We start from the raw sequence: 25,249 nt of genomic DNA, 5'->3' as shown, positions 1-25,249 counted from the left end.
CGCAGGCTGGGGCCCAGCGGCTCGACCGTCTAGCCAGAAAACGAATCCGTCGTCCGCGGACAGAAATTTTTCTGATTGCTGCGGCGCGAAAAAGACGGCTTGCCTCTGGATCAGGCAGGCAAACGCCAACAAAACGCCTTTCCAATAGGTGCCTGCGCCGATATTATAGGCTTCAAATAAATGCAAAGGGCCGGGCCGTGGCGAGGGCTACCAGCGTTCCAGAGCATGACCCCGCCGTCCGTTTGGCGGCGTTCAACCGCGTTTCGACCGACAGCGTCGACGACGCGGCCGATGCGGTCGGGCGCATCTTCTGCCCGCATGAATTGAAGCCCACCACGCGATCGTCGCCTGAATTCTTCGCGCTGCATAACAGCGCGGTCTTTGGCGGCTTCTCCGTCAACTACGTCGCCTATGGCGGATCGGTGTCGATCGACCCCGGCTGTCTCGAGCGCTTCTTCCTGCTGCAAATTCCCGTAGACGGTTCGGCGCGGATCCAAACGGCGGCGCGCGACATTGCAACCGCTCCCGGCGCCAGCGCCTCGCTATTGTCGCCGACGATTCCCACACGAATGACCTGGCAAGGCAATTGCGCCCAGCTCATTCTGCTGGTCGATCGCCGTCTGTTGGAGCAACGGGCCGCAGCGCTGTCGGGCCGGCCGACGGGCGCAGTCGAGTTCGAGCCCGCGGTCGATCTCTCGTCTGCAGGTGGCCGGGCGCTGCAGTCGCAGATCCTCGAACTCGTCGATCTCGCCGAATGCCTCGGACCGCAACGGCCGCTTTCTTCGGCGGCAGCGGCCGATATGCGCGAGACGCTGTTGGGTGCCTTGCTCTACGGCCAGCGCCACAGCGCGAGCGATGCGATCGAGCGATTTGGCGGCCGGGCCGAAGCGCTGCCGCAGCCACTCCGGCGGGCGCGCGAGTTCCTGTATGCGCACGCGGAACAGCCGCTCGATCTTGCGCAACTGGCCGAAGCCGCAGGCACGGGTATCCGCGCGTTGCAGCTCGGCTTCAGGCGGCATTTCGGAATGTCGATCTCGGAAATGCTGCGCGACATCCGGCTCGCGCATCTCAATGCCAGATTGGCCGCCGCCTCCCCTGACGAAAGCATCACCGACATCGCATTCGAGCTTGGATTTACTCATCTCAGCCGGATGGCGAGCGCCTATCGCGCCAAATTCGGTGAGACGCCCTCGGCGACCCTGCGCGTGATGAACTAGCGTCCGGCCAGTCACATCCGCGTTCAACGGATCACCCTTCCCGCGCCAGCCTCAACCCGCTCGCGCCTTCGCGGACTTCTGCGCCGAAGCCTTGGTCTTGGCCAACAGACGCATCAGTTCGCGGACGTCCTTTGGCGTCAGGTCCCCGAAGACATCGGCAATCCACAATTCGTGCTCCGCCGCCATCTTGCGGAATTCGGCTCGCCCTGCCTTGGTCAGGCGGATCACCTGCACGCGGCGGTCGGCATCCGACGTGCGGCGGTCGAGATGCCCGGATTCGACGAGGCGCTCGACCAATCCGGTGACGTTGCCGTTCGAGACCATCATCCGCTTGGAGACATCTGATAGCGTCATGCCCTCCGGCACCTTGTCGAGCTGGGCCATCAGATCGAACCGCGGCAGCGTGACGTCGAAGCGTTCGCGCAACCGGCTGCGCACCTCGCCCTCGATCAGGGTCGTGCAGGTCAGTAGGCGAAGCCACAGCCTGAGTTCGTCGCCATGATGCTCCGGGAGCTCGACGGCCTTGGTCTCTGAATCAAGGATCATATGCAAATCTTGTCCGGCTTGGGCGTTCGGTGATCCGAACAGAGCGCAGCTTGCGGATCATTGCCCAGATTTCTTTAGGTTTCAAGCAATTGGCGCATGGCTTGCATGGTGACTTGCATGGATGCGTTGTACTTGCAGGCGCCGTCACCGTCAGAATAAGCTGCAGTCCGAGCATTTGGTGCAGCATGGGTTTTCGGCTGCAGAGGCCGAATGGAGGAATAATCATGAAGCAGTCGTTGAAGCTGACAGGACTCGCCGTTTTGCTGGTTGCGGCCGGTCCGGCGGCAGCGCAGGAGAAAATCAAGATCGGCGTGATCACGACCTTGTCCGGCCCCGCGGCCGTCCTCGGCCAGCAATCGCGCGACGGCCTCCAACTCGGAATCAAGGACCTCGGCGGCAAGATGGCCGGCAAGGACGTCGAGGTCGTCGTCGTCGACGACGAACTCAAGCCCGATGGCGCGGTGACCAAGGCCAAGGGCCTGCTCGAACGCGAGAAGGTCGATTTCGTGGTCGGACCGATCTTCTCCAATATCCTGCAGGCCATTCATCGGCCGGTGACCGAGAACAAGACGTTCCTGATCAGCCCGAACGCGGGGCCGTCGAGCTATGCCGGCAAGGACTGCAGCCCGTTCTTCTACGTGACTTCCTACCAGAACGACCAGGTTCACGAGATCCTCGGCAAGGTCGCGCAGGACCGCGGCTACAAGCGCATGTATGTGCTGGTGCCGAACTATCAGGCCGGCAAGGATTCGGCGGCCGGCTTCAAGCTGGACTACAAGGGTGAGATATCAGAGGAAAGCTACACGCCGCTGGGTACGCTGGATTTCCAGGTCGAGCTGACCAAGATCGCTTCTTCCAAGGTCGATGCGCTGTTCACCTTCATGCCGGGTGGCATGGGCGTCGGCCTCGTGAAGCAGTACCGGCAGGCCGGCCTCGCCGACAAGATCCCGGTGTTGTCGGCATTCACCGTCGATGAATCGACCTTGCCCGCGCAACAGGACGCCGCGGTCGGCATGTTCGGCGGCGCCAACTGGGCGCCGAACATGGACAATCCCCAGAGCAAGAAGTTCGTGGCCGCCTACGAGGCTGCCTACAACAGCGTGCCCGGCACCTACGCTATGCAGGGCTATGATACGGCGATGCTGATCGACAGCGCGGTGAAGGCGGTGAAGGGCGACCTCAAGAACAAGAACGCCGTGTCGGCCGCGCTCAGGAAGGCCGAGTTCACCTCGCTGCGCGGCGACTTCAAGTTCAACGTCAACGGCTATCCAATTCAGAATTTTTATCTGACCAAGGTCGCCAAGCGTCCGGACGGAAAATTCCAGACCGAGATCGTCGAGAAGGTGTTTTCCAACTATGGCGACCGTTACGCCAAGGACTGCACGGCAGCCAAATAGACAATCAGGAGGGAGCGATATCATGAAGACCGAAATCGCCGGCATCACGCGCGCCAATGAAGGCATCCAGGGAATCTCCTGGAGCATCCTCGGCCAGACCTATGTGCCGAAAAACGTCACCGAGCATTCCTTCTCGTGGCATGCGACGCTGCCGCCCGAGACCTTCGTGCCGCCGCATATTCATCCCGACCAGGACGAATATCTCTACATCCTCGAGGGTAAGCTCGACTTCTTCCTCGACGGCGCCGAGACGCAGGCTACCCCAGGCGATCTGGTGCGGCTGCCGATGGGCAAGCCGCACGGCATCTTCAACAAGTCCGGCCGCACCGCGAAGGCGCTGTTCTGGGTCTCGCCGACGCGGCGGCTCTACGATCTGTTCTGGGCGATCCACAACATGAAGGAGCAGACCCCGGACGCGGTGGTGGCGCTGGCGGCCGAGCACAACATCCACTTCCTGCCGCCGCCTCCGGGGGCGTGAGGGAATACCCCGTAGCCCGGGTGGAGCGCAGCGAAACCCGGGGCCGCTGCCGCTGCTGATCGAACCCCGGATTGCGCTGCGCTCCATCCGGGCTACGGCGTGCAATTACGCCCGCACCGCCGCCAATCCCAACGGCGGCGCAAAGCCGGCCTTGGACGCGTAGCCGCGCACGATCGCCTCGCGCTGGGCGTGGCTCAGCACCTTCTCGATATCGGTAAAGCCATCCGGCGCGAGTTGCTCGACCGCGTCGATCACGCCCTCGGGGCCGCCGCGGCGGTTCGAGCGCACGATCTCCGCCGTCATCGGCAGCCGCTTATGCTCATAGGCCACCAGCGCCTGGCGCGGATGCTCGCAGCGCGCCAATTCGTCGGCCAGCGCGCGGGCGTCAAGGATCGCCTGCGACGCGCCGTTGGAACCGACCGGATACATCGGATGCGCGGCGTCGCCGAGCAGCGTGACCCGTCCCGAGGTCCAGTACGGTAGGGGATCGCGGTCGCAGCACGGGTACTCGTAGAATTCCGGCGTCGCCGAGATCAGGCTGCGCACATCGACATAGGGCACCTTGAACCGCTCGACATGCGGCATCAGCTCCTCGCGCTTGCCGGGCCGTGACCAGTCCTCGCGGCGCGGCGGCGGCGAATTGCCGTCGCCGATCTTCACCAACACCGCCCAATTGGTCAGCCGGCTCAACGAGCTCGAACCTTCCGCAATCGGATAGACCACGACCTTGGCATTCAATCCGCCGGCCACGATCATCGAGCGGCCGGTCAGGAATGCCGGCCAGTCGCGCGCGCCGCGCCACAGCATCAACCCGTTCCAGCACGGCGGTCCCTCGTCGGGAAACAGCATCTCGCGCACCCGCGAATGAATGCCGTCGGCGCCGATCAGGATATCGCCGCGAGCGGTTTTGACATGGGCGCCGGTGCGGTCGAAGAAGTGCGCGACCACGCCGCCCTCATGCTGCGCTAAGGAGCCGAGACGGCAACCGGTGTGGATTGCCTCAGGCCCGAGCCGTTCCTCGACGGCGCGATGGATCACACTCTGCAGGCGTCCGCGATGAACCGAGAATTGCGGCACGTCGTGGCCGGCATCGAGGCCGCGCGGTTCGCGCCAGACTTCCTGGCCGTGGCGGTTGAGATAATACAATTGATCGGTACGAACAGCGGTGGCGTCGAGCCGGTCAAGCAGCCCAAGGCCGGTCAATTCGCGGATAGCATGCGGCAGCGTATTGATGCCGACGCCAAGCTCGCGGATGCTATCGGACTGTTCGAACAATTCGCAGTCGATGCCGCGCGCGCGCAACATCAGCGCAGTGGTAAGGCCTCCGATGCCGCCCCCGACGATGATCGCTTTCATGCGCTTAACTCCGCTCTACGCTCTTTCACCCCGCCCCATTTGCAGTGGAGAGGGAGGGGATCGATAGAGGGTGCCATCCGGCCTATTCGGCTGCAAGCGGCTTTGTCGCCTCGGCTTTCAGCTCGGCGCGGGTTTTCGGCTTACCCTTAATTTTGAGGTCCTCGAAATCCTGGCGGTCGCGCACGCTGTTGCGGAAAATCTGTTCCTTGCCGGGCAGATATTGCGGCGGACAGGCAATATCGGCGCCGTACCAGGCCGCCGCCCGCATCGTGAAGAACGGATCGACCAGATGCGGCCGGGCCAGCGCCACGAGATCGGCGCGGCCGGCGGCGAGGATGGTATTGACCTGATCCGCGGTCGTGATGTTCCCGACGCACATGGTCGCAACCCGAGCTTCGTTGCGGACCTGATCGGAGAATGGTGTCTGGAACATCCGGCCGTAGATCGGCTGCGCGTCGCGCACGGTCTGCCCTGTCGAGACATCGACCAGATCGACGCCGGCTTCGCCGAACGCGCGCGCGATCGCGACCGCGTCATTACCGGTGATGCCGCCCGCAGCCCAGTCGGTGGCGGAGATACGAACCGACATCGGCTTGTGTGCCGGCCAAGCCGCACGCATCGCCTCGAACACTTCCAGCGGATAGCGCAGCCGGTTGGCGAGCGTGCCGCCATATTCGTCGGTGCGCTGATTGGTCAGCGGCGAAATGAAACTCGCCAGCAGATAGCCATGGGCACAGTGCATCTCGAGCATGTCAAAGCCGCAGGCCTCGCCACGCAAGGCCGCGGCGACGAACTCCTGCTTGACGCGGTCCATCGCGGCACGATCCATCTCGCGCGGCACCTGGCTGTCGGGGAAGTAAGGCAAAGGCGACGCCGAGATCGTGTCCCAGCCGCCCTGCTCCAGCGGCCGGTCCATGCCCTCCCACATCAATTTGGTCGCGCCTTTGCGGCCGGCGTGTCCAAGCTGCAGGCAGATCTTCGCGGCCGAATTGGCGTGGACGAAATCGACGATCCGCGTCCACGCCGCCTGCTGCTCGTCGTTCCATAGGCCAGTGCAGCCCGGCGTGATGCGGGCATCGCGGCCGACGCAGGTCATCTCGGTGAAGATCAACCCGGCGCCGCCGATGGCGCGCGAGCCGTAATGCACCAGATGGAAATCGCCGGGCACGCCTTCCTTCGCGGAGTACATGCACATCGGCGAGACCACCGCGCGATTGCTGACTTCCATCTCGCGCAGTTTCAGCGGCTGGAACATCGGCGCCACGGGCTTTTCGATATCTACGTCGAAGCCTTTTGAACGAACCTGTTTTGCAAACGCCGTGTCGACCTCGCGGACGAACTCGGGCGCGCGCAGCGTCAAATTATCGTAGGTGATCGCCTTGGCGCGGGTCATGACGCCGAAGGCGAACTGCACGGGATCGAAGTCCCAGAAGCGGTCGACATGTTCGAACCAGACCAGCGACACGTCGGCGGCGTGTTGGGTCTTCTCGACCTCCTCGCGCCGGCCGTGCTCGTAGGTTTGCAATGCGCCCTCGACCGTCGGCGCCTGCGCCATCGCATCGGCCAGCGCGATCGCGTCTTCCATCGCGAGCTTGGTGCCGGAGCCGATCGAGAAATGCGCGGTTGCCTTGGCGTCGCCGAGCAGCACCATGTTGTCCTTGACCCAGCGCTGGCTGCGGATCATCGGGAAATTCCGCCACATCGAGCGATTGATCAGCAGCGGATGGCCGTCGAGGAACCAGCCGAAAATCTCGGCCATCCGATCGGCGGATTGCTGCTCGCTCAGGCCTTCGAGTCCGGCACGCTGGAAGGTTTCGGCATCCGTCTCGAAAATCCAGGTCGAGCGTCCGGTCTCGTATTGATAGGCATGCGCGATGAACGGGCCCCACTCGGTCTCCTGGAAGATGAAGGTGAAGGCGTCAAGCGGCTTGGTCGAGCCCATCCACGCAAACTTGTTGGAGCGCAGATCGATCTGCGGCTGGAAGTGGTCAATGTATTTGTCGCGGAATCGGCTGTTGATGCCGTCGGCGAGCACGATGAGGTCGGCATTGGCGAACCTCGCCTCGTCGTCGATATCGGTCTCGAACAGCAGCGTCACGCCGAGTTCGCGGGCGCGCTCCTGCAGGATCAACAGCAGCGTCCGGCGCGAGCAGCCGCAAAAACCGTTGCCGCCGACGCGATGCACGGTGCCGCGGAAATGCACGGCGATGTCGTCCCAATAGGCGAATTCCTGCGTGATGCGGCGATAGCTCGGTGGATCGTATTTCTCGAAATTGTCGAGCGTGGCATCGGAGAACACCACGCCGAAGCCGAAGGTGTCGTCGGCGCGGTTGCGCTCATAGACCGTGATCTCGGCCTGGGGCCGCTGTTTCTTCAAGAGGATCGCGGCGTAGAGACCGGCCGGTCCGCCGCCGATAATCGCGATCTTCATCTACCGCCTCCGAAACAGGCTGTCGGGCTAGTTCGGAATTACTTTAAGCCTAAAATAATTTTCCGGCAAGGGGGCTGGTGGTTCGTTCGTAGCCCGGATGGAGCGTAGCGCAATCCGGGATTCCTGTGATGTAGACAAGAGTCCCGGGTTTCGCGGAGCCCGTCATCGGGCGCGCATTCGCGCGACCCGTTGGCTCCACCCGGGCTACGATCCCGTCAATTCCCCTGGAACACCGGGGTCCGCTTGTTCGAAAACGCCTCGAAGGCGCGGGCGAAATCTTCCGTGGTCATGCAGAGCGCCTGAGCTACCGCTTCGGCCTCGATCGCCTCCTCCACCGACATTGCCCATTCCATCGCCAGCATACGCTTGGTCATGGTGTTGGCGAAGGTGGGCCCATCCGAAATCTGCTTGGCCAGCAGCTGCGCCTGCAGCAGCACCTGTTCCGGCGTGACGATCCTGGAGAAGAAGCCCCAGCGCTCGCCCTCCTCCGCGGTCATGAAGCGGCCGGTGTAAAGCAATTCCGAGGCCCGCGACTGGCCGATAATGCGCGGCAGGATTGCGCAGGCGCCCATGTCGCAGCCGGCGAGGCCTACCTTGTTGAACAAGAACGCGACCTTGGCGCCGGTCGCGGCTAGACGCAGATCCGAGGCCATGGCGACGATCGCGCCGGCCCCGGCGCAGATGCCTTCGACGGAGGCAACGATCGGCTGCGGGCACGCCCGCATCGCCTTCACGAGATCGCCGGTCATCCGGGTGAAGGCGGTCAGCCCCTTGGTGTCCATCTGAATCAGGGGGCCGATGATCTCGAACACGTCGCCGCCGGAGGAAAAGTTGCCGCCTGCGCCAGTCACGACGATGGTCTTGACCGCGTCATCCATCGCGCAGGCTCGGAAGAAATCGGTGAGCTCGCGGTAGCTTTCGAAGGTCAGCGGATTCTTTCGCTCAGGCCTGTTCAGCGTCACGGTCGCGACGCGATCGACCACGGCCAGCAAAAAATGCTTCGGCGAATAGTCAGCCAGCGGCAGCGTGACGGGGTTGGCGGGCTTGCTCATGATCTCTCCCTGAATTGTATGATTATCGTTGGTCGGTCAGACCTCGCCACCGGCAACGGCGATGGCCTGACCCGTGATGGCGCCGGCGCCTTCGCCGCAGAGCCAGAGCACAGCGTCCGCCACTTCCGAGGGCGCCACGAGGCGTCCTTGCGGATTGTGCTTCGACAGTTCCGCGATGGCCTGCTCGCGGCTGCGGCCGGTCTTCTTGATGATGTTGTCGATCGAGCCTTCGAGCAAGTCGGTTTCGGTGAAGCCGGGACAGACGGCGTTGACGGTGACGCCGCTCTTCGCCGTCTCCAGCGCCAGCGAACGGACGAGGCCGATGACGGCGTGTTTCGCCGCGCTGTAGGCCGAGACATAGGCGTAGCCTTTCAAACCGGCGGTGGACGCGACGGCAACGATCCGCCCGTGGCGGCGCTCGAGCATTCCAGGCAATACGGCCTGTGTGGCGTGGACCACGCCCATAAAATTGACGTCGATCATCCGCTGGAACAACGCCGCATCGGAACGGCCGAACGGCGCAGATTCCGCCGCACCGGCATTGGCAACGAGGATGTCGATCGGTTGCCGCGCGGCGGCTTCTGCAATGGCGGATTTGACCGACGCCTGATCGGCGACATCGGCAACGGCTGCGAACTGCGCCGCGCCGGATGCAACGGCTTCATCCAGCGTCGCGCGGTTACGGCCGAGCACTGTTGCCGTCGCGCCCGCTTTCGACAGCGCCGCCGATATCGCAAGGCCGATGCCCCGCCCGCCGCCAGTGACGAGCGCATGGGAGGAACGCGACAATGGGGACATCGGTTTAGCCTCCAGGATGATGGTTCAGCATATATTTTAAACTTCAAGCTTTTGCAAGGAAAGGGCAAGGCGCGAGCGGTGGTCGGGTAGCCCGAGCTGGCCAGATTTCGTAGGATGGGTGGAGCGCAGCGATACCCATCAACGCCGGTGCGTGTGGCGATGGGTATCGCTGCGCTCCACCCATCCTACGACATAACTTCACGATCTCGCGGCGCATTGCGCCCAAGCTTTGCATCTTCGTTTGCCCTCCTTGAGAACAGAGGGCGCAGGGAAGACCGGGTGCTTGCTGCACCCGCGGTCTCGCGTGCGATTTGCGCAAACAAAAGTGCACACGAGCATACAGGGCAGCGGGAGCATTCCGGCCTTCCCTGCGCAATGGCTTTACGGCTTACTTCGTGCTCTCCCCGGTGAACGGCTTTCTTGCCACCGTCGCCCCCGAGAAGCTTCGCTTCTCCTGGGACTTAGCACCAGCACCGCGGCGCCCGAACCACACGACTTCGCCGTACGCTTCCGGCGCGTACGTCTAGCGCGCCCTCAGCGTCCATCGCATCTCACCGCACGTTCGTGACGATGGCCAACGCCCCTCATCTGCCGTGAGACGGGCGGAGTTATGCCGATGATTTGGGTGAGAACGAAAGCAGAATATTTTTGTCGAAGGGGCTGGACAGGTTTTGGGTGATTTGCCCGTCGTGCCAATTGGTCGCAGTCGCGTATTGAAATTGCGCTTGCACGCGAAGCAAATCAGTTCGCAGTCCGTACGTTAAACGATCCCGTCTCTCCGCAACGCCGCGATCGCCGCTGCATCGTAGCCGAGTTCGGCGAGCACGCTATCGGTGTGCTCGCCAAGCGTCGGCGGGCGCGACACGATTTCGCCCGGGGTCTCCGACAGCCGCACCGCGGCGCGCGCCGTCGGCGCAGGCTTCGGCAAGCCGGGATAGTCGACGTCCTGCATGAAGCCGGTGGCGCGGATATGCGGATGCTCCAGCGCCTGTTGCGGGCTCAGCACCGGTCCGGCCGGAATCATCGCTTTGCCCAGCGTATCGACCGCTTCCTGCGTGGTGCGCTCGGCGCACCAGCGCGCCATCCGCTCGCTGATGACAGGACCGTTCTCGCCGCGCTTGAGATCGTCGGCGAAGCGCGGATCGCTCAGCCAGTGATCCTCCTCGTCCATCAATCTGGCCCAGCGGATGAACAGCGGGTGCCCAGTCACCTGACACAGAACCCAGCCATCCCTGGTGCGGTAGATATCGGCGGGCGCCGCGGTCTGGCCGAGATTGCCGGTCGAGACGCGATTGGCTGATATCACCGCCTGCTCGATCAGCGTGGCGTTGGTGAACGAGAGTGCGGTCGCCAGCAGCGCGCCCTCGACGATCTGCCCGCGCCCGGATTTGCCGCGCTCGATCAGGGCGGCGAGCGTGCCGAACGCGCAATGCAGCGCCGTGCCGAAATCGACCCAGTTCACCGCGGCCCGGTACGGCGGATCGCCTTTGCCGGTCATGTAAACCGCACCCGACATCACCTGCCCGACGCCGTCGAAGCCGACGCGGTCGGACCACGGCCCCGGCCCGCCGAAAGCGGTCGCCGTCGTCAGGATGATGTCCGGCTTGATCGCCTTCAGCGAGTCGTAATCGAGCTTCATCGCGCGCAGCGTCTGCGGCGGCAGATTGGCGACGACGACATCGGCGGTGGCGACCAGCCGGCGCATCACCTCCTGCCCTTCCGGCTTCATCGGATCGAGCGTGATGCACTTCTTGTTGCGGTTGACCTGCAGGAACAGCGCGCCCTCGCCGCCTTCACCGACCGGCGCCACGAAACGATCCTCGCTGCCGTCACGTTTCTCCACGCGAATGACTTCCGCACCGAATTCCGCCAGCAATGTCGCACAGTAAGGCCCCGCGATATAGCGCCCGAAATCGAGGACGCGAACGCCCTCCAGAACTCCCCCCATTGATCTTTCCCTTATTCTTGCTGCTCGGTTGCGCCGAGCCTTCTAGCATGTTGATGAATGCATTGGACGACCATACAATCACTGATCCTGTTCGAATGGAACATCCAGAATGACCCTGACTGCACAACGGCCCTATCGCGGTGTCTTCCCCGTCGCTCCGACCATCTTCGACGACCGTGGGGAGCTCGATCTCGAGGGGCAACGCCGCTGTATCGATTTCATGATCGACGCCGGCTCCAATGGCCTCTGCATTCTGGCCAACTTCTCCGAGCAGTTCGTCCTGACCGATGCCGAGCGCGAGCAGGTGATGCATGCGGTGCTGGAGCATGTCGCCGGCCGGGTGCCCGTGATCGTGACGACGACGCATTTCGGCTCGCGCATCTGCGCCCAACGCAGTCGCCAGGCCCAGGACGCGGGCGCTGCGATGGTGATGATCATGCCGCCCTATCACGGCGCCACGTTCCGCGTGTCCGAGAAGGGCATTTTCGACTTCTATTGCACCGTGTCTGACGCCATCGACATCCCCATCATGATCCAGGATGCGCCGGTTGCCGGGACGCCGCTTTCGGTCGACCTGCTGGCCCGCATGGCGCGGGAAATCCCGAACATCCGCTATTTCAAGATCGAGGTGCCGATGGCGGCGGCGAAGCTTCGCGATCTCATCGCGGCCGGCGGCGACAACATCGAAGGTCCCTGGGATGGCGAGGAAGCCATCACGCTGATGGCCGATCTCGATGCCGGCGCGACCGGCGCGATGACGGGTGGCGGCTATCCGGACGGCATAAGGCAGATCGTCGATCCCTATCTGGCGGGGCGCCGGGAGGAAGCGATGGCGGCCTATGCGCGCTGGCTGCCGCTGATCAATTACGAGAACCGCCAGTGCGGCTTGCAGGCCGCCAAGATCCTGATGAAGGAAGGCGGCGTGATCGGCTCGGAAGCGGTTCGTCACCCCCTGCAAAGGGTTCACCCGGCGGCGCGTGCGGGTCTCATTGAAATCGCCCGCCAACTCGATCCCGTCGTGTTGCGCTGGGGACGGCAATAGCGCCTTCATGACGGATAGACGCAAAAGCTCACAGAAACGGAACCTTCGTTTCGGTCAAACGTAAAAATTGCGGAGGATCGACATGACCGAACAACAGACCTTTGCATTGTTGCTTGGCGAGGCGGCCATGGTCGTTTGGGGAGATATGCCGCGCGACATCCAGGAAGCGCTGTTCGAAACCGCGATGCGCGAGCGGGAGGATTTGCGCCACGACCTTGCCTGCCTACTGCATGAGCGTCATCCCAGGACACAGCACCCGGCAAAACCGACCTGACGGCGAGCAACCCCTAATCCGAGAAGGCGACATCGGCGATGACGGGCAGATGGTCCGAGCATGTGCGGGCCTTGCGGTCGGTCCAGGCCGAGCGGATCAGCCCGTCGCGCGTGACGTAAATCCGATCCAGCCGCAGAAGCGGAAAACGCGAGGGGAATGTCCGCAACCGCGTCCGAACCGGACAGGTTTGGGCCAGTACCCCGCGCACTGACCTCACCCAGAGCCAGTCGTTGAAATCGCCGAGCACGAGCGTTCGCTTCGGCTGCACCAGATCAACCAAGGCATGGGCCTGAGCGTGCCTTTCATGGATACTCAAACCGAGATGAGTGGCAACGACCGTCATCTCGCCCGCACTCGATTGTATGCGCGCCGAAATAGCCCGCCGCGGCTCCCGTTCCTGATATGAGACGTCGACGATTTTCGGAGCTTCGAGGAAGGGCCATTTGCTCAGCAACACCTGTCCGTAATCGCCGTCCTGTGTGACGATCGAACGGGCGTCGATGCTGTGGTCTCCGACCGCTTCCGCCAACCGGGCAAAGGGATCATCGGTTCTTCCGCGCGAATCGACCTCCTGCAGCGCCACGATGTCAGGAGACCAGTGGCGGATGATCGAACAAACACCGTCCAGATTGAAACCCGGATTGAGGTGGAAGATGCCGTGCACGTTCCACGTCATGATGCGCATCGTGGGCGTCACGTTCTTCGTCCCGCCATCCACGTCACCAGGAACTGCACGCCAAGGCACAGCGCGATCCAGGCTATGATCGCCAGCGCCAGCAGCACCGCATTCGTCCACGAGGCGTTTCTGGCCAGATCCGCGATCTGCGCACCGAGCGCAGCCATCACCGCGATCCCCGGCGCCATGCCCAGCACGGTGCCGAGCAGAAAATCGCGCAGGCTCAGCTTGCTGGCGCCCGCCACCACGTTCACGATCGAGAACGGGGCGATCGGGACCATCCGGATCATCGCGACCGCAACGACGCCCTTGCCGATGATGCGGCTCTGAACCCGCGCGGCCCGGCGCCCGAGCAACCGCTGCAAGCGGGCCTGGCCCAGCACGCGGCCGATCGAAAACAGCGTGAGCGCGCTGAGCAGCACGCCGGCGCCCGCGCTGAAGAAGCCCATCCAAGGTCCCAGCGCCGCGGATGTCGCGGCGATCAATACCAGCACCGGAAACACCACCAGCCCGCCGACGACGAAGGCGGCAATCGCCAGCAGCGGCGCGAATTGCGACCACGCAGGCTGCGAAATGACCGAGGAGACAAAACCGATGTCGGTGAAATCGCGCAGCGATGTGTACTGCCAGGCCAGGGCGAGGCCGGCGAGCGCCGCGGCCAACCCGGACACGGCCAAAATGGTTCTTGCCGTCCACATGCGACTGGCGGCGCGGTCGAGGTGAAGCGGTTCTCGGGGGTCGGCGACGGGCTGCACCATGGTTGCCACACTGCCGGCTGACGCGGCCGGATCGATCGGCTGCAACGATTTTGCAGCCTGCCGCTCCGCCAGGCGGTCGAGAAATCCAAACAGATCGGCCTCGTTGCTTGCGATTTCCCGTTCATCGACGCCGCAGAAATGTCCGATCAGGCTGCGGCGAAGCCGGGCGATGGATTTCCAGTGCGCCTCCGACGTCGCCTCGAAGGCGAGATCGCACTCGGTATCGGCGCCCATCGAGCGGTTGTTGAGGTTGGCCGAACCCACGCGCAGAATACGGTCGTCGACGATCATCACCTTGCTGTGCACCATGACGACGGCGGCCCCGTCCGCATCCCGAGTCGTTGGATAGAGAAAGCGAATCCGGTCCATGACGCCTGCCGCCACGAACCGGGCAATGAATCCGCCGCGGCCGCTCTGCATGGCCTGCGATTCGAACCAGGACGAATGCATCTTCGGTGTGACGATCAGAACGCGAAGCTGTGGCACGTCGAGCATCCGCTGCACCAGGAGGCGCGCTATGTCGGTGGCGCTGGTGAACTGGTTTTCGATATAGATGAAGCGGTCGGCCGCGTTGATGGACGCCTCGAACAGCCGCGCGACCTCGTTCACGCCGGTTTCGCTTGCGGTTGCTATCTCCGTTCGGGAAATGCCCACCGTCATATCGCGCGATTGCACCGGCACCGAGGCCGGCCAGCGCTCGCCCGCAACCGCCGCTGATGTTTCGACTGTGCATCCGGCGGCGCGCCACCTGCGCTCCGCCATTTCGGTCAGGCTGGCCGCCGCTTCGCCATCCACCATGCACTGCACGTCGTGAAACGGCGGATAGGGCTTGCCGTCGGGATCGGTCCGCAGCGGGTGATGGGCTGCGTGCTCGCTGGTGTCCCAGCGCCTTATTGTGAGGTCGAGACCGCCGACGAACGCAAGCGCGCCGTCGATGACGACGATCTTCTGGTGCTGCGCCGAGCCCAAGGGAAGGCTGGAGTCGAAACAGAAACGAAGCCGGTCCGGCGCGTCCGAGGTGAACTTGGCGGCTGAATTCCACTCCCGCTCCGCCGCGTAGAGAGCCGGGAAATTCCAGCTCAGGATGTTGATCCGCAGCTCGGGCTTCGCCTTCAGGAGCGCTTTCAGAAACGCCCCGAGCTCTGGCGGATAACCATCGTCGGCCTGCCCGGACGGCCCGACGAACCGGGTCTGGCTGTGGATGTCCCAGCCGATGATGTAGACCTGCCGCGTCGCGAGCAGCAGCGCTTCCCGCAAAGCGGCGAAATACGCGGCCGCGTCGTTGAGGATTGCCAGCCGCCCTGCCTTGCACCTTCTCCAGACAGTATCGCCCGGGATGAGGATGGATGAGCTTTGCAGCAGGCGGCACCTCGGCAAGACATGAGACACGAGCGCGGGACTACGAGCGCAGGCCCGCTCACTGAGCAAACGTCTGGCAGGCAAGACCGTTCCTGTACTCCGGGGCGTTTTGCGTTCCGGAATTTTTCGGGAAATCCAGCAAAGCTAGCGGCGCTCCCGGCTGGAAGAACCTTCTTCCCCGGCCACGGCCTCGATGTAGGTGCTGTGCAACGAGGTTGGCGACTTGAAGCCGTCGAACATGACACGGACGGTGCTGGGATAGCGGCCCGCGCCAACGACGACCCCTTCCCTGCCGGCGAGATTTGGGCATCGCGCCGCTCCGAGTGCGCTCATCCTGATGCGGGTCCGTGGAGGCAGCCCAGGCCGTCCTTCGGGCGGCTCTGCAGGCGATCGCGACGAACCGAGAGCCATCGCAGGGCTCATCTATTCGGCCGGCGATGAAAAACGTTCGGTGCCGAATGCCTGGCGGGAAATCCACCGGCGCACCATGCGATTGACGAACGCTGGCGGGCCGGAGGCCATCGCGGCTGTCAGCCAGGGGGGCAACAGAAGCGCCCCACTGTCGAACCCTGGCTGCGAGCCGTCACGCGCCACCACATGAGGCAGCCCGCAAAGGACCCCGGGCGCAATGGTGTCCTTGCCGGGCGCGCCTCCAGAACACAGATGCCTGTCGCTTCTGCTCATCGCGATCATCGTGCCCACTCCTTCCCGGCCATGTCCTTGCCAGCAGGGCGGTTCCGGCAAACGCCGCTCTACGCCGAGACCGAGCGTTCGCCAGCGGTCTGCCGGTCCGGCATGGGCCGCCAATCGCGCCACTTCCGGACCGACGGGGCGCTCGCCGGTTCTATTGCGGCCAACAGCGCGGCGTTGATTTCCGCCATCCGCCCGAGCTTGGCCATGCACTTGGCAACCGCGATGAAACCATCCGGCAGATCCGGTTGCAGCCGCATGAATTCGAGGTGCTGGCGCAATGCTTCCTCGTACTGACCGAGGCTTTCGCAGACCTGACCCAGACACTGCCACGCCTTGGCGGCATCGGGCCGAACCGTGGTCAGGGTCCGGAACAGCCGCTTGGCCGCGGCGAAGTCACCCTTCGCCGCCAGCAACTGGCCCAGCCGGTGCAACGCGTCGGCGTGCCTCGACTCAACCTCCAAAATCCGCCGGTAGCCTATCTCGGCGTCGGCAGCGTTCCCCTTCCGGTGAAGTTCAGTCGCCTGTTGCAGGACGTCAGGAATGCATCTGGCGTCGATCCTACCGCCGAGATTCCTGCCGTTCCTGGTCTCCAGAACGGTGCCACGGATCTTGCGCTCGGCGCAGCCGAATGAATATTTGTACGGCTCATTTCCGCGCAGGAAGTCGTATTCGGTATAGCCGAGCTCGATCGCGTGGCGAATGCTGAAGGCATGCAGGATCACGCCCGACGGCGGTCCATCGAAGGTCTCGTCGCGTCCGGTCATGTAGAACGAGAAGGTACGCTTGCGCGGATCCACCAGCGTGGCCAGCGCCGCGACGGCCCGGTCGCCGTGCCAGAACGTCGGCAGGTACACCAGGCCGGATTCAAAACTGCGCATCAGCATGGCGCCGTTCGAGCGGACCAGGCTATCGACTCGATCCCCTTTCCGAGGGCGCCACTTTGTCTCCCAGAATCCCAGCAGGGTCTTGAGATCCTGCGCGAACGTCTCGGGCGTGGCAACGGTTATTCGATATTCACCCTTCGCGTCGACCTGCTTCAGGAGACGCCGGATTTTCTGCCTAGTATTGGTGCTCAACGATTCGAGATAGGCATCCCAGCTCTTCGGCAGTGTGACGTATGGGCACAGATTGTTGTCGATACCGTCGACCTTGTTGATCCTGTTGAGCTCGGTCGAGCGAAAGCCGGCTTTCGGAAAGCAAGCCAGCAGCAACCGCACGCGCCGCTCCGACATCCGCAGATTGTCCAGGTTGAGACGCGTCCAGTTCATCTGCCTGACATAGCGGGCAAAGGCGGGAATGACCTTGTTCTCCATCTCGGGCCTGCAAATCAAGCCGGTGTAATCGGCGCCGTGATTGCCCGCCATCCGCATGTCGCTGAAGACGTCGGATTTCTCGATTGTGGTCTGCAGCCGCAAGGGAAAGAACGCCACGTAAGGCAGATCGGCGCCCTCACCGGCCTTTGCCGCGAGGATGAACCATGGCCCCGGGACGCAGGACAGCCAGCCGTGGAGCCATTTCCATGAAAGGAATATCTGCGCTTCGTCGTCCGCATCGTAGACGGCGTTCCAGTTGTCCTCGAGTTTCGCCAGCGACGGCAAGGTTTCGATGATTTCGATATGCACGGCGAACGCCTTTCCAAGGTGCGTGTTGAGTTGCTGTCGTGTGCCTAGCGCTCCCGGAATGCGCGCATAAAGCTGTCGTAGATGGGCCTCATGAGGTACTGGAAGAACGTGCGCTCCGCCGTCTTGATATAGACCTCGGCGGGCATGCCGGGCGTCGGACTGAAGCCCGGAAGATTCCGGCTCTCTTCGCTGTTGAGCCTGACGCGGACGAGATAGATGTCGGTCGGCCCGACCTGCTGGGACTTCTTTTCGTCCGCCAGGGTATCGGCCGACAGGTACACGACGTCGCCGGAGACCATCGGCGTGATGCGCTGGTTCAGCGCCGTCAACCGCACCATCGCGGCCTGTCCGTGCTTGACGCTGTCGATGTCCTGCGGCCGCAATCGCGCCTCGATGATCAGTTCGTCCTTCACCGGCAACAGCTCCATGATGTTCTTGCCGGCCTCGACCACCCCGCCCCGCGTATGATAGCGCAGCTTCACCACGACGCCTGAGACCGGCGCCGTGACGCGGATCCGATCGAGCACGCCCTTGGCGCTCAGCATCCGCTCGCGGACGTCGGCCAGTTCGCCCCGGATCTCGTGCATCTGTTCGACGGCGGTCTTGATCGCCGTCTTGCGCACGCCGTTGATCTGCTCGACCGCGCGGGCGATGCGTTCCTTGGCATCCCCGATGTCGCCCATGATGCGGCCCACTTCGCCTTCCAGATTGGCCTTCTGCCGCTGCAGCACCATCAGTTCCGGCTTGCGCACCAGTCCGGCCTGTACCAGACGGTCCTTGGTCACGATCTCCTCGTCGAGCAAGACGATCTGGCGCTTGACGGCGTCCAGTTGCACCCGCGATCCCTGGATCCGCTCTTCCAGCGCCTTGATGCTCTCGGCGATGCTCCTGACGTCGCTGTTGAGGTTGTTGCGGCGCGCCGTAAACGTCATCTGCTGACTGTCCACGATTTCCTTCACCTCGGGCGAACTGGCCAGGGGCGAATTGGCCAGCCAATTGACGATGTCGGGTGGCAGCGTGATTTCCGGCTCCTCCCTCATCTCGGCCTGCAGCCTTGCATCTATCGCCGTCAGCCTGATGCGGCGCAAGAACAGCCGCTGCAACTCCGCGCGCGCCGCGGTGTCATCGAGTTCGAGCAATACTTGCCCGGCTTCCACCTTGTCGCCTTCGCGCACGAAGATTTCGCGGATCACGCCGCCCTCGAGATGCTGGACGATCTTGTTCTGTCCGGTAACGACGAACACGCCCGACGCGACCACCGCGCCGGCGATCGGCGCCAGGTTGCCCCAGACGCCGAACCCCATCAGCACCACGGCCATGATCAGCGCGCCGGCAACCGTTGGAAACTTGGTCGATCGCGGCAGCGAATCGTACCAGGTGCCCTCTGCTTCCGCGGTGCGGTTCGCAATTTTCCTGTTGGCCATCACGTAACCTCGTTCCTGTCAAACCCCGGCCGACGCCTACATCAATTCAACGAAGGCGGATCGCCCGGCCCGGTCGGGATATTGTTCGGCTTGCGTCCCGTGATCATCGGAATGATCTCGTCGCGGCTGCCGAAAGCCTGCACCGCGCCCTGATGCAGGATCATGATCTTGTCGACGCTCATGAGTAGCGCCGCGCGCTGCGTGATCGTCACTACCGTGATTTGTTTTTCCTTGGCGCGCAGCAGCGACTTGGCGAGCGCCCGCTCGCCATTGGCGTCCAGGTTCGAATTCGGTTCGTCGAGCACGAGCAGGCGCGGGTTGCCGTAGAACGCGCGCGCCAGCCCGATGCGCTGGCGCTGGCCGCCCGACAGCGGACTGCCGTCCATGCCAACAATGGTCTCGTAGCCCTGGGCGAAGCCCGAGATCAGTTCGTGCACGTCGGCGGCCTCGGCCGCGTCGAACACATCCTCGTCGCGGGCGTCTTCGCGCATCCGGCCGATGTTGGCCTTGATGGATGCAGGGAATAATTGCACATCCTGCGGCAGGTAGCCGACACTCTCGCCGAACTGGCGCGGATCCCAGTTACGCAGATCCATCATGTCCAGCCTTACGCTGCCGGCGGTTGGAATGATGGATCCGACCAGCATGCGGGCCAGCATGGTTTTGCCGGTACCGGAGTCTCCGACAATGGCAAGGGATTCTCCGGGCTTCAGTTGGAAGCTGATTCCGTTCAGGATCACCTTCTTGTTCGGCGGCGGCACGTAGAGTATGCGCTCGACGCTGAGGTACCCTGCCGGACGCGGCAGCCGGAGCCGCTCCAGGTTGAGCGGCGAGTTCAGCAGCAGGGATCTGATGCGGGCATAGGCTGAACGCGCCTGCACGAAGTTGCGCCAGCCTTCGATGGTGCCTTCCAGCGGCGCCAGCGCCCGACTCGCCACGATCGAGGACGCGATCACCATGCCGCTGGTGATCTCGCTCTCCAGCGCCAGCCATGCTCCCCAGCCAAGGATCGCGATCTGGGTGCACAGTCGCAGGAATTTCGACACGCCCGTCATCAGGATGTTTAGGTCCTGCCCGATCACCTGCGCCTTCAGGGACTCCACGGTTTCGCGCCCCCACACCTGCACACCTTCGGGAATCATGCCCATGGCGTTGATGACCTGGGCGTTGCGCGCCATCGATTCCGCCTGCAGGTTTGCCCTGGCTCCGTAATTGTTCGCCTGGTTGAACGGGATCGCGGTCACCCGCTGGTTGACCAGTGCCACAATGACCAACGCGACGCCTGCGCCCAGTACGATGAATCCGAGATGCGGATGGATCAGGAATACAACGGCGAAATAGACCGGCGATACCGGCGTATCGAACATCGTCAGTAGCACCGGACCGGTGATGAACGCGCGCAAATGCTGCAGGTCGGCCAGCGTCTGGAATTCGCGGCTGGATCCACTCTGCGCGGATTTGGCGGCAGCGCTCAGCACGGGTCCGCCCAATTTGGCTTCGGTCTCCACCGCAACCCGCATCAGGATGACGCGGCGCATCATATCCATGAGCACATGCGCCGCGATTGCGACGACCACGATGATGGTCAGCATCACCAGCGTGTCCGTGCTGCGGCTGGTCATCACGCGATCGGACATGTTGAACAGGTAGATCGGAATCGCCAGCACCAGCAGGTTGACCGCGATCGAGAATATCCCCACGGTCACCAGGTTGCGGCGGGTGTTCGCAAGCCCCTTGCCGAGTACGTCGCGAAATTCATTGTCGCCGGAACGCTTTTGGAGCCGCGGCGTGCCGCCACCGCCTCCGCCGCCGCCACCACCGCCGGAGGAGCCGCCACCGTCCCTGTCGCCGCCACGCTGCAGCGGGGGCGCAGGAGTCTGTTGCTCGATCACGACGGTGGATCCCGGCGCCGGGGTCTTGGCTTCCTCCCGCAGGGATGGCTGGACCGCCGGCGGGTCCGCGACCTTGGCTACGGCCGGAGCTGCCTTCTCGTCCGCAGATTCGACCGGCGGATCCTTGGCCTGCGGAGGGGGCTGATCAAACCATGGACGAAGCGGAATTATCTTTGCCATATGCGGCGTTGCTTCGTCATACTCTCTCAAGCGCCAGGTCCCGGCTGCACCTGGACGATTATCCCAACCCCACATTTGGAAACTCCGTTACTTCCAATAAACAAAACATCCTGCTTGCCGCTAATGCAGCACGCTCGCCATCGGATCTGCCTGCACCGAATTGGTAACGACAGCCGGGCTCGCGTTGTTCTGGTCCTGGGTGTCGTCGACGAACGCGATGAGTTCAGTCACCAGGGTATCGGTGTCGCCATTGACCGCATCATCCTGGTCCACCGGCAACAGGTTGGCCTGCACCAGAATGGAGTCGGTGTAGATTTCTCCCTCGACGTAAATGACGTCGGGATTGACATCGACAATCGCGGCGTCGTTGGTGAGTTCATTGCCGCCGGTGCTGGCCGACTGCGTTACGCCCGCGTCGGGATCAAGCGCCATCAGATCGGCCGACGGCTCGTTTTGCAGTTGATACAGCACGTTGATGTCGGAGGTGATGTTGGTCTGCCAAACCGCATTGATGTCGTAGTAGTCTCCCTTGACATAGAGCACGCGCAGGGGGCCGCCATTGCCGGCGATGGCACTGCCCAGCTCGGGATCAATCGATGTCACGCCGGAGGCCAGCAGATCCAGGATTAGCTGGAGGCCCGGGGTCAGCGTGTCGAAGTTGTCGCCGCCATAATTCTCGATAGCTCCCTCGTTCAACAGCCTGTTGTGGCCCGAATTCACCGATTGAGACGGATCGGTGCCGTCGGCCGACATCACGATATTGTCGTTGTTCAACAGGATGTTATTCTGGAAGATCACGTTCATGCCGTGATAGGCGCCCTCGATGATGATCAGGTCGTATTGAATGTCACCATCAAAAATCTGAGCCAGATTACCGAGCTGATTGTGGCCGCCGACGAGGTTGTAGTGGCCTTCGCTGCTGACCTGCGCTGCCACATCGTTGTCGGAGAGATAATTGGTTTGGCTCACCGCATTGACGCTGTAGTAGTCGCCGTCGACCACATCGACGATCCAGTTCGGCCCCGCCCAGTAGGACGGGAGTTCGGCGTAGAGGCTGGGGTTCTGGACGAAATTGGCAATGTTGGTCGCGACATTGCCTTCGCTGGTCACCGATGGCGTGCCCTCCCCGCCCGACACGCTGACCTGATCGTTGTCGATGGTCGTGTTGGTCTGGAACATGGCGTCGGTCTTGAAGTAATCCCCCAACACCACCATGGTGCGGGCGCCCTCGCCAATATCGACCAGCAGCGCCGCGTTGATGCTGGAGTTGCCGCCCATCGACGCCCATTGGCCGGGGCCGTCGCCGGTGTCCGGCAACTCCTTCAGCTCGATCGGCGGCCTCGGCTCCGTTGGCGGTTCCTGCAGCTCGCCGTTGACATAGTAACCGGCAGGCACGGAATGATCGTCCGGCGTGCCGTCGCGGTCCGCCCAGGCGGCGTCGTGGGTGGTGATGAAATCCGGCAGGACGGCATCGTTCTGCGGCATCCACCAATCGGGGGGAACCTCGGCGTTGGCATTGGCCACCAACTCCTTGATGGTGTCCATCGCATCGCTGTTGAGGCTCATGATCAAGGGCTCGGCCGCAGCCAGGAAATCCGCCGGTAGGTTGGCGTCCTCGTCATGCATGAAGTTACGCTGGTGGACCGTAAGCTGTGTCTGCGCGCCGCCGTTCTCGTACGTCACCCTGATGTTAAGCTCGCCCCCGCCGCCTCCACCGCCGCCACCGCCCGCTGCCGGGAGCACGATGTTCGGTTTCAGCGGCGTCGGAAAGAAATCGAAATCGGGATCCTGCGGGCCTTTGTGCAGCTTGAGCGGACGGCCGCGGAACACATCCATCGGATCGTCGGCCAATGGCGCCGGCCATGGCCCTCCCGCACTGTCCAGGTCGTCAGGCGCGTAGCGATGATTGTAATTCGGTCGCAGCGTCGTGAAGTCAGCGGAGGGACCGGGCGCGAGCGTCTCATCGTACTGGGTGCGATCGCGAGCGATGTCCTCGAAGATCTGCAGATATCCAGCGAAATGGGAAATGATTTCGACGAAGCTAGCTGACGCCATGGGAACCTCCCCTGTCGCCGCGAACCGTCAGGGCCGCGCGACGACCCCACAGTTTCTTGTCGGCAACTGCGGCGACTGAACTGAAATGACTTGAGAAGAAATGACCCGCGCGGCAAACGCCGCGCGGGTCGGTACGCAAAACTAGCCGAGATCGCTATCCGTCAGAGCGTCACCGGCAGCCTGAATGGTGATGCTGTTGAACTGGATGTTGGCACCCTGCGTGATGTTCTGGTCGAACGCCGACTGGTTGATAACTGCATCGGCGCTGGAAGACACGTTGGCACGCTCAGCAATGTCGTTGGCGGTGAGCGAGGACGTGCCGCCCGTGATCTTGGCGTCCATCTCGAAATCGGAGCCCGGATAGCCGGATCCGCTGGTGTAGGTGGCAGACGACTGGTTGTGGTCGATATCGACCAGGTTGTTGACCTGATCAATATTGAACTGGTTGCCGTCGTCCATCTTCTGGTTCACCACGTCGGGCATCACCACAGAGCCCTTCGTGTCGAAGTCGCGGAGATCGATGACCGGGGCCAGGCTGCCCTCGATGCCGAGATCGATCTTCACGTCGACGTCGACGTCAACGTCAACCTTGTTTTCGACGGTGTTGCTGACCTTGTTGTCGATCTTGTTGTCGACGTCGTTATCGACCTCGTTGTCGAGCTCGTTGTCGACCTTGTTCGCATTGAGGTTGAGGTTGCCGTTGGCGTTCCAGTTCTCGCTCTTGTTATCGTTATCGTTATCGTTCTCGTTCTTGTTATCGTTCTCGCTCTTGGAATCGAGCGACTGTACCGCGACCTGGAATTGACCCTGGCCCTGACCCTGACCCTGGCCCTGCCCCTGCAACTGAGCCTGGAGATTGGCCTGCGCCTGCAACTGGTCCTGCTTCTGGTCCTGGCTTTGCTCCTGATCGGGATCCCAAAAATTAGACATGACGAGCTCCTGTGGTTTGGAGCATCGCGGGCGGAACGGAGAGCGCTGATCTTCTGAGTCTGCGGTCTTCGAAGCGCGGCGGTGCTCTTCAATGTCGGTTTCTTCCGACCGCCGGCACCCGCATTATTGCGAATGTCGGCCCGGTCAGAATGCCGCCACATCTTCGACAACAACATGCACGCATTCGATCCGTCGCTGTATCTTGCGATATCAACCATCGACACGGTTGGCGCTCAGAACGAATGAGTATTGGAGTGAACAGCAGCGGGACGAAACGTGACCATCCGTCGTCGCCGGACCGTTTAAGCCGCGTCGCGCGGCACGCTTTGGGGCTTCACGCCGTAAACATGCGCTTCAAGGCGCGGCAGCAGATCCCAGATCTCGCGGTTGATCTTCGTCATGTCGTGGGTCGTTCGCACCATCTCCTGCAGACGGCTTTCGTCCAGCGCCTTGATCTCTCCGAACTTCAGGCTCGACCGTGTTTCCATCAAACGCATCGACTGGGTGTGGGTGATAGCGCCCGAGGAATCGAAAATGAACATGCAGTGATTCAGTTCGTTGCGAACCTTGGTGGATTCCGAAAAGCGCTCGATGAGAGCCGTCAGACTTTTCGACAGAGCCTTGTCGCTAACCCTGATCTTGGCCAGCCGCTGGATCAGATCGAGTCTCGCGCGGGTCGTGTTCAATGTCGCGAACACGACTGCGGCGGAAGCCTCATCGGTTCGCAGGAGAATCATCAGCACGTAGATGAAAAGGCTTTCGTTATTCGACCAGCTGCAGATCAGGTTTCCCACCAGGGCCTGAACGAATGTGCGGCGATCCGCCGAAGCGGGAGCTGCTGCAGCGAGCATGTCAAAGTCAGGCTTTGGAGGCAGTTTGCTGACAAACATGGCAATTTCCGCAGATGCAGGCCGATTCATTTAATCATTTAATCGTACCGGCTTCGTCGCCAAAGAAGTACGTATCGAAAGATCGTCAACGAAGTACATATCGAAAGATATAGTAGCGAAGGTTGGGCGGGTTTTCTTCTGCAATCACTACAGGAGAATGTCGCATTCTTGCTGCTATCTTGCTGCAGTTCCCTTGTTCCCGACGACTTCTTGTCACACTCACGTTTCTTG

At 62.6% G+C, this 25,249-nt stretch carries 20 protein-coding genes; 5 read left to right on the top strand and 15 right to left on the bottom strand.

Annotated features, from left to right (window positions below):
• The first annotated feature begins 197 nt into the window (after window positions 1-197).
• Window positions 198-1,217, top strand: coding sequence for an AraC family transcriptional regulator (locus tag V1279_RS07150; protein ID WP_334433820.1), 1,020 nt, complete (start codon window positions 198-200; stop codon window positions 1,215-1,217).
• Between the two features lie 51 nt (window positions 1,218-1,268).
• Here the strand turns inward: V1279_RS07150 and V1279_RS07145 are convergent, their stop codons facing one another.
• Window positions 1,269-1,763, bottom strand: coding sequence for a MarR family winged helix-turn-helix transcriptional regulator (locus V1279_RS07145; RefSeq protein WP_057833485.1), 495 nt, complete (start codon window positions 1,761-1,763; stop codon window positions 1,269-1,271).
• Window positions 1,764-1,987: 224 nt separating this feature from the next.
• On the opposite strand from V1279_RS07145, the gene V1279_RS07140 reads away from it, so the two are divergent.
• Both V1279_RS07140 and V1279_RS07135 read left to right on the top strand, forming a co-directional pair.
• The gene (locus V1279_RS07140) at window positions 1,988-3,160 is read left to right on the top strand and encodes an ABC transporter substrate-binding protein (protein ID WP_334433817.1); all 1,173 of its coding nucleotides are present in this window, start codon (window positions 1,988-1,990) and stop codon (window positions 3,158-3,160) included.
• Between the two features lie 22 nt (window positions 3,161-3,182).
• Entirely contained in the window at window positions 3,183-3,638 is a 456-nt protein-coding gene (locus tag V1279_RS07135) for a cupin domain-containing protein (RefSeq protein ID WP_334433816.1), read from the top strand.
• Between the two features lie 105 nt (window positions 3,639-3,743).
• On the opposite strand, the gene V1279_RS07130 is transcribed toward V1279_RS07135, so the two are convergent.
• From V1279_RS07130 to V1279_RS07110, 5 genes are all read right to left on the bottom strand, one after another.
• Complete coding sequence (locus tag V1279_RS07130) at window positions 3,744-4,994, bottom strand: flavin-dependent oxidoreductase (protein WP_334433814.1); 1,251 nt, start codon at window positions 4,992-4,994, stop codon at window positions 3,744-3,746.
• 82 nt (window positions 4,995-5,076) lie between these two features.
• A complete protein-coding gene (locus tag V1279_RS07125) occupies window positions 5,077-7,425 on the bottom strand; it encodes a bifunctional salicylyl-CoA 5-hydroxylase/oxidoreductase (protein ID WP_334433812.1) in 2,349 nt (782 codons plus the stop codon).
• Between the two features lie 215 nt (window positions 7,426-7,640).
• Window positions 7,641-8,477 carry an enoyl-CoA hydratase family protein gene (locus V1279_RS07120; protein WP_334433810.1) on the bottom strand — a complete coding sequence of 279 codons (837 nt, stop codon included), beginning with the start codon at window positions 8,475-8,477 and terminating at the stop codon, window positions 7,641-7,643.
• A 36-nt stretch (window positions 8,478-8,513) separates the two neighbouring features.
• Window positions 8,514-9,275 carry an SDR family NAD(P)-dependent oxidoreductase gene (locus tag V1279_RS07115; protein ID WP_334433808.1) on the bottom strand — a complete coding sequence of 254 codons (762 nt, stop codon included), beginning with the start codon at window positions 9,273-9,275 and terminating at the stop codon, window positions 8,514-8,516.
• Between the two features lie 760 nt (window positions 9,276-10,035).
• Window positions 10,036-11,223, bottom strand: a complete 1,188-nt coding sequence (locus V1279_RS07110) for a CaiB/BaiF CoA transferase family protein (protein ID WP_334433805.1) — start codon at window positions 11,221-11,223, stop codon at window positions 10,036-10,038.
• Window positions 11,224-11,332: 109 nt separating this feature from the next.
• Between V1279_RS07110 and V1279_RS07105 the strand changes: the two genes are divergently transcribed.
• Together V1279_RS07105 and V1279_RS07100 are read left to right on the top strand one after the other, a co-directional pair.
• Window positions 11,333-12,265, top strand: a complete 933-nt coding sequence (locus V1279_RS07105) for a dihydrodipicolinate synthase family protein (protein ID WP_334433803.1) — start codon at window positions 11,333-11,335, stop codon at window positions 12,263-12,265.
• An 82-nt stretch (window positions 12,266-12,347) separates the two neighbouring features.
• Entirely contained in the window at window positions 12,348-12,539 is a 192-nt protein-coding gene (locus V1279_RS07100) for a hypothetical protein (RefSeq protein ID WP_334433801.1), read from the top strand.
• A 13-nt stretch (window positions 12,540-12,552) separates the two neighbouring features.
• Here the strand turns inward: V1279_RS07100 and V1279_RS07095 are convergent, their stop codons facing one another.
• The 9 genes from V1279_RS07095 to V1279_RS07055 form a co-directional block, all read right to left on the bottom strand.
• Window positions 12,553-13,224, bottom strand: a complete 672-nt coding sequence (locus tag V1279_RS07095) for an endonuclease/exonuclease/phosphatase family protein (RefSeq protein ID WP_334433799.1) — start codon at window positions 13,222-13,224, stop codon at window positions 12,553-12,555.
• A gap of 8 nt (window positions 13,225-13,232) precedes the next feature.
• Window positions 13,233-15,350, bottom strand: a complete 2,118-nt coding sequence (locus tag V1279_RS07090) for a VTT domain-containing protein (protein WP_334433797.1) — start codon at window positions 15,348-15,350, stop codon at window positions 13,233-13,235.
• Window positions 15,351-15,755: 405 nt separating this feature from the next.
• Window positions 15,756-16,025 (bottom strand): hypothetical protein, encoded by a 270-nt coding sequence (locus tag V1279_RS07085; protein ID WP_334433795.1) that lies wholly within the window; start codon window positions 16,023-16,025, stop codon window positions 15,756-15,758.
• Window positions 16,026-16,084: 59 nt separating this feature from the next.
• Window positions 16,085-17,647, bottom strand: a complete 1,563-nt coding sequence (locus V1279_RS07080; protein WP_334433793.1) for a GNAT family N-acetyltransferase — start codon at window positions 17,645-17,647, stop codon at window positions 16,085-16,087.
• A gap of 44 nt (window positions 17,648-17,691) precedes the next feature.
• Window positions 17,692-19,071, bottom strand: coding sequence for an HlyD family type I secretion periplasmic adaptor subunit (locus tag V1279_RS07075; protein WP_334433791.1), 1,380 nt, complete (start codon window positions 19,069-19,071; stop codon window positions 17,692-17,694).
• Window positions 19,072-19,112: 41 nt separating this feature from the next.
• Window positions 19,113-21,143 carry a type I secretion system permease/ATPase gene (locus V1279_RS07070; protein WP_334433789.1) on the bottom strand — a complete coding sequence of 677 codons (2,031 nt, stop codon included), beginning with the start codon at window positions 21,141-21,143 and terminating at the stop codon, window positions 19,113-19,115.
• Window positions 21,144-21,263: 120 nt separating this feature from the next.
• Window positions 21,264-23,198 (bottom strand): hypothetical protein, encoded by a 1,935-nt coding sequence (locus tag V1279_RS07065; RefSeq protein ID WP_334433787.1) that lies wholly within the window; start codon window positions 23,196-23,198, stop codon window positions 21,264-21,266.
• Window positions 23,199-23,339: 141 nt separating this feature from the next.
• The gene (locus V1279_RS07060; RefSeq protein WP_334433785.1) at window positions 23,340-24,128 is read right to left on the bottom strand and encodes a hypothetical protein; all 789 of its coding nucleotides are present in this window, start codon (window positions 24,126-24,128) and stop codon (window positions 23,340-23,342) included.
• Between the two features lie 302 nt (window positions 24,129-24,430).
• Window positions 24,431-25,018, bottom strand: coding sequence for a hypothetical protein (locus tag V1279_RS07055; RefSeq protein ID WP_334433783.1), 588 nt, complete (start codon window positions 25,016-25,018; stop codon window positions 24,431-24,433).
• Window positions 25,019-25,249 lie beyond the last annotated feature (231 nt).

Origin of the sequence: Bradyrhizobium sp. AZCC 1610 (genome assembly GCF_036924515.1) — a bacterium.
Lineage (GTDB): Bacteria > Pseudomonadota > Alphaproteobacteria > Rhizobiales > Xanthobacteraceae > Bradyrhizobium.
Note: the sequence above shows the minus strand (reverse complement) of the source record. Positions and strands in the feature narration are given on the sequence as shown.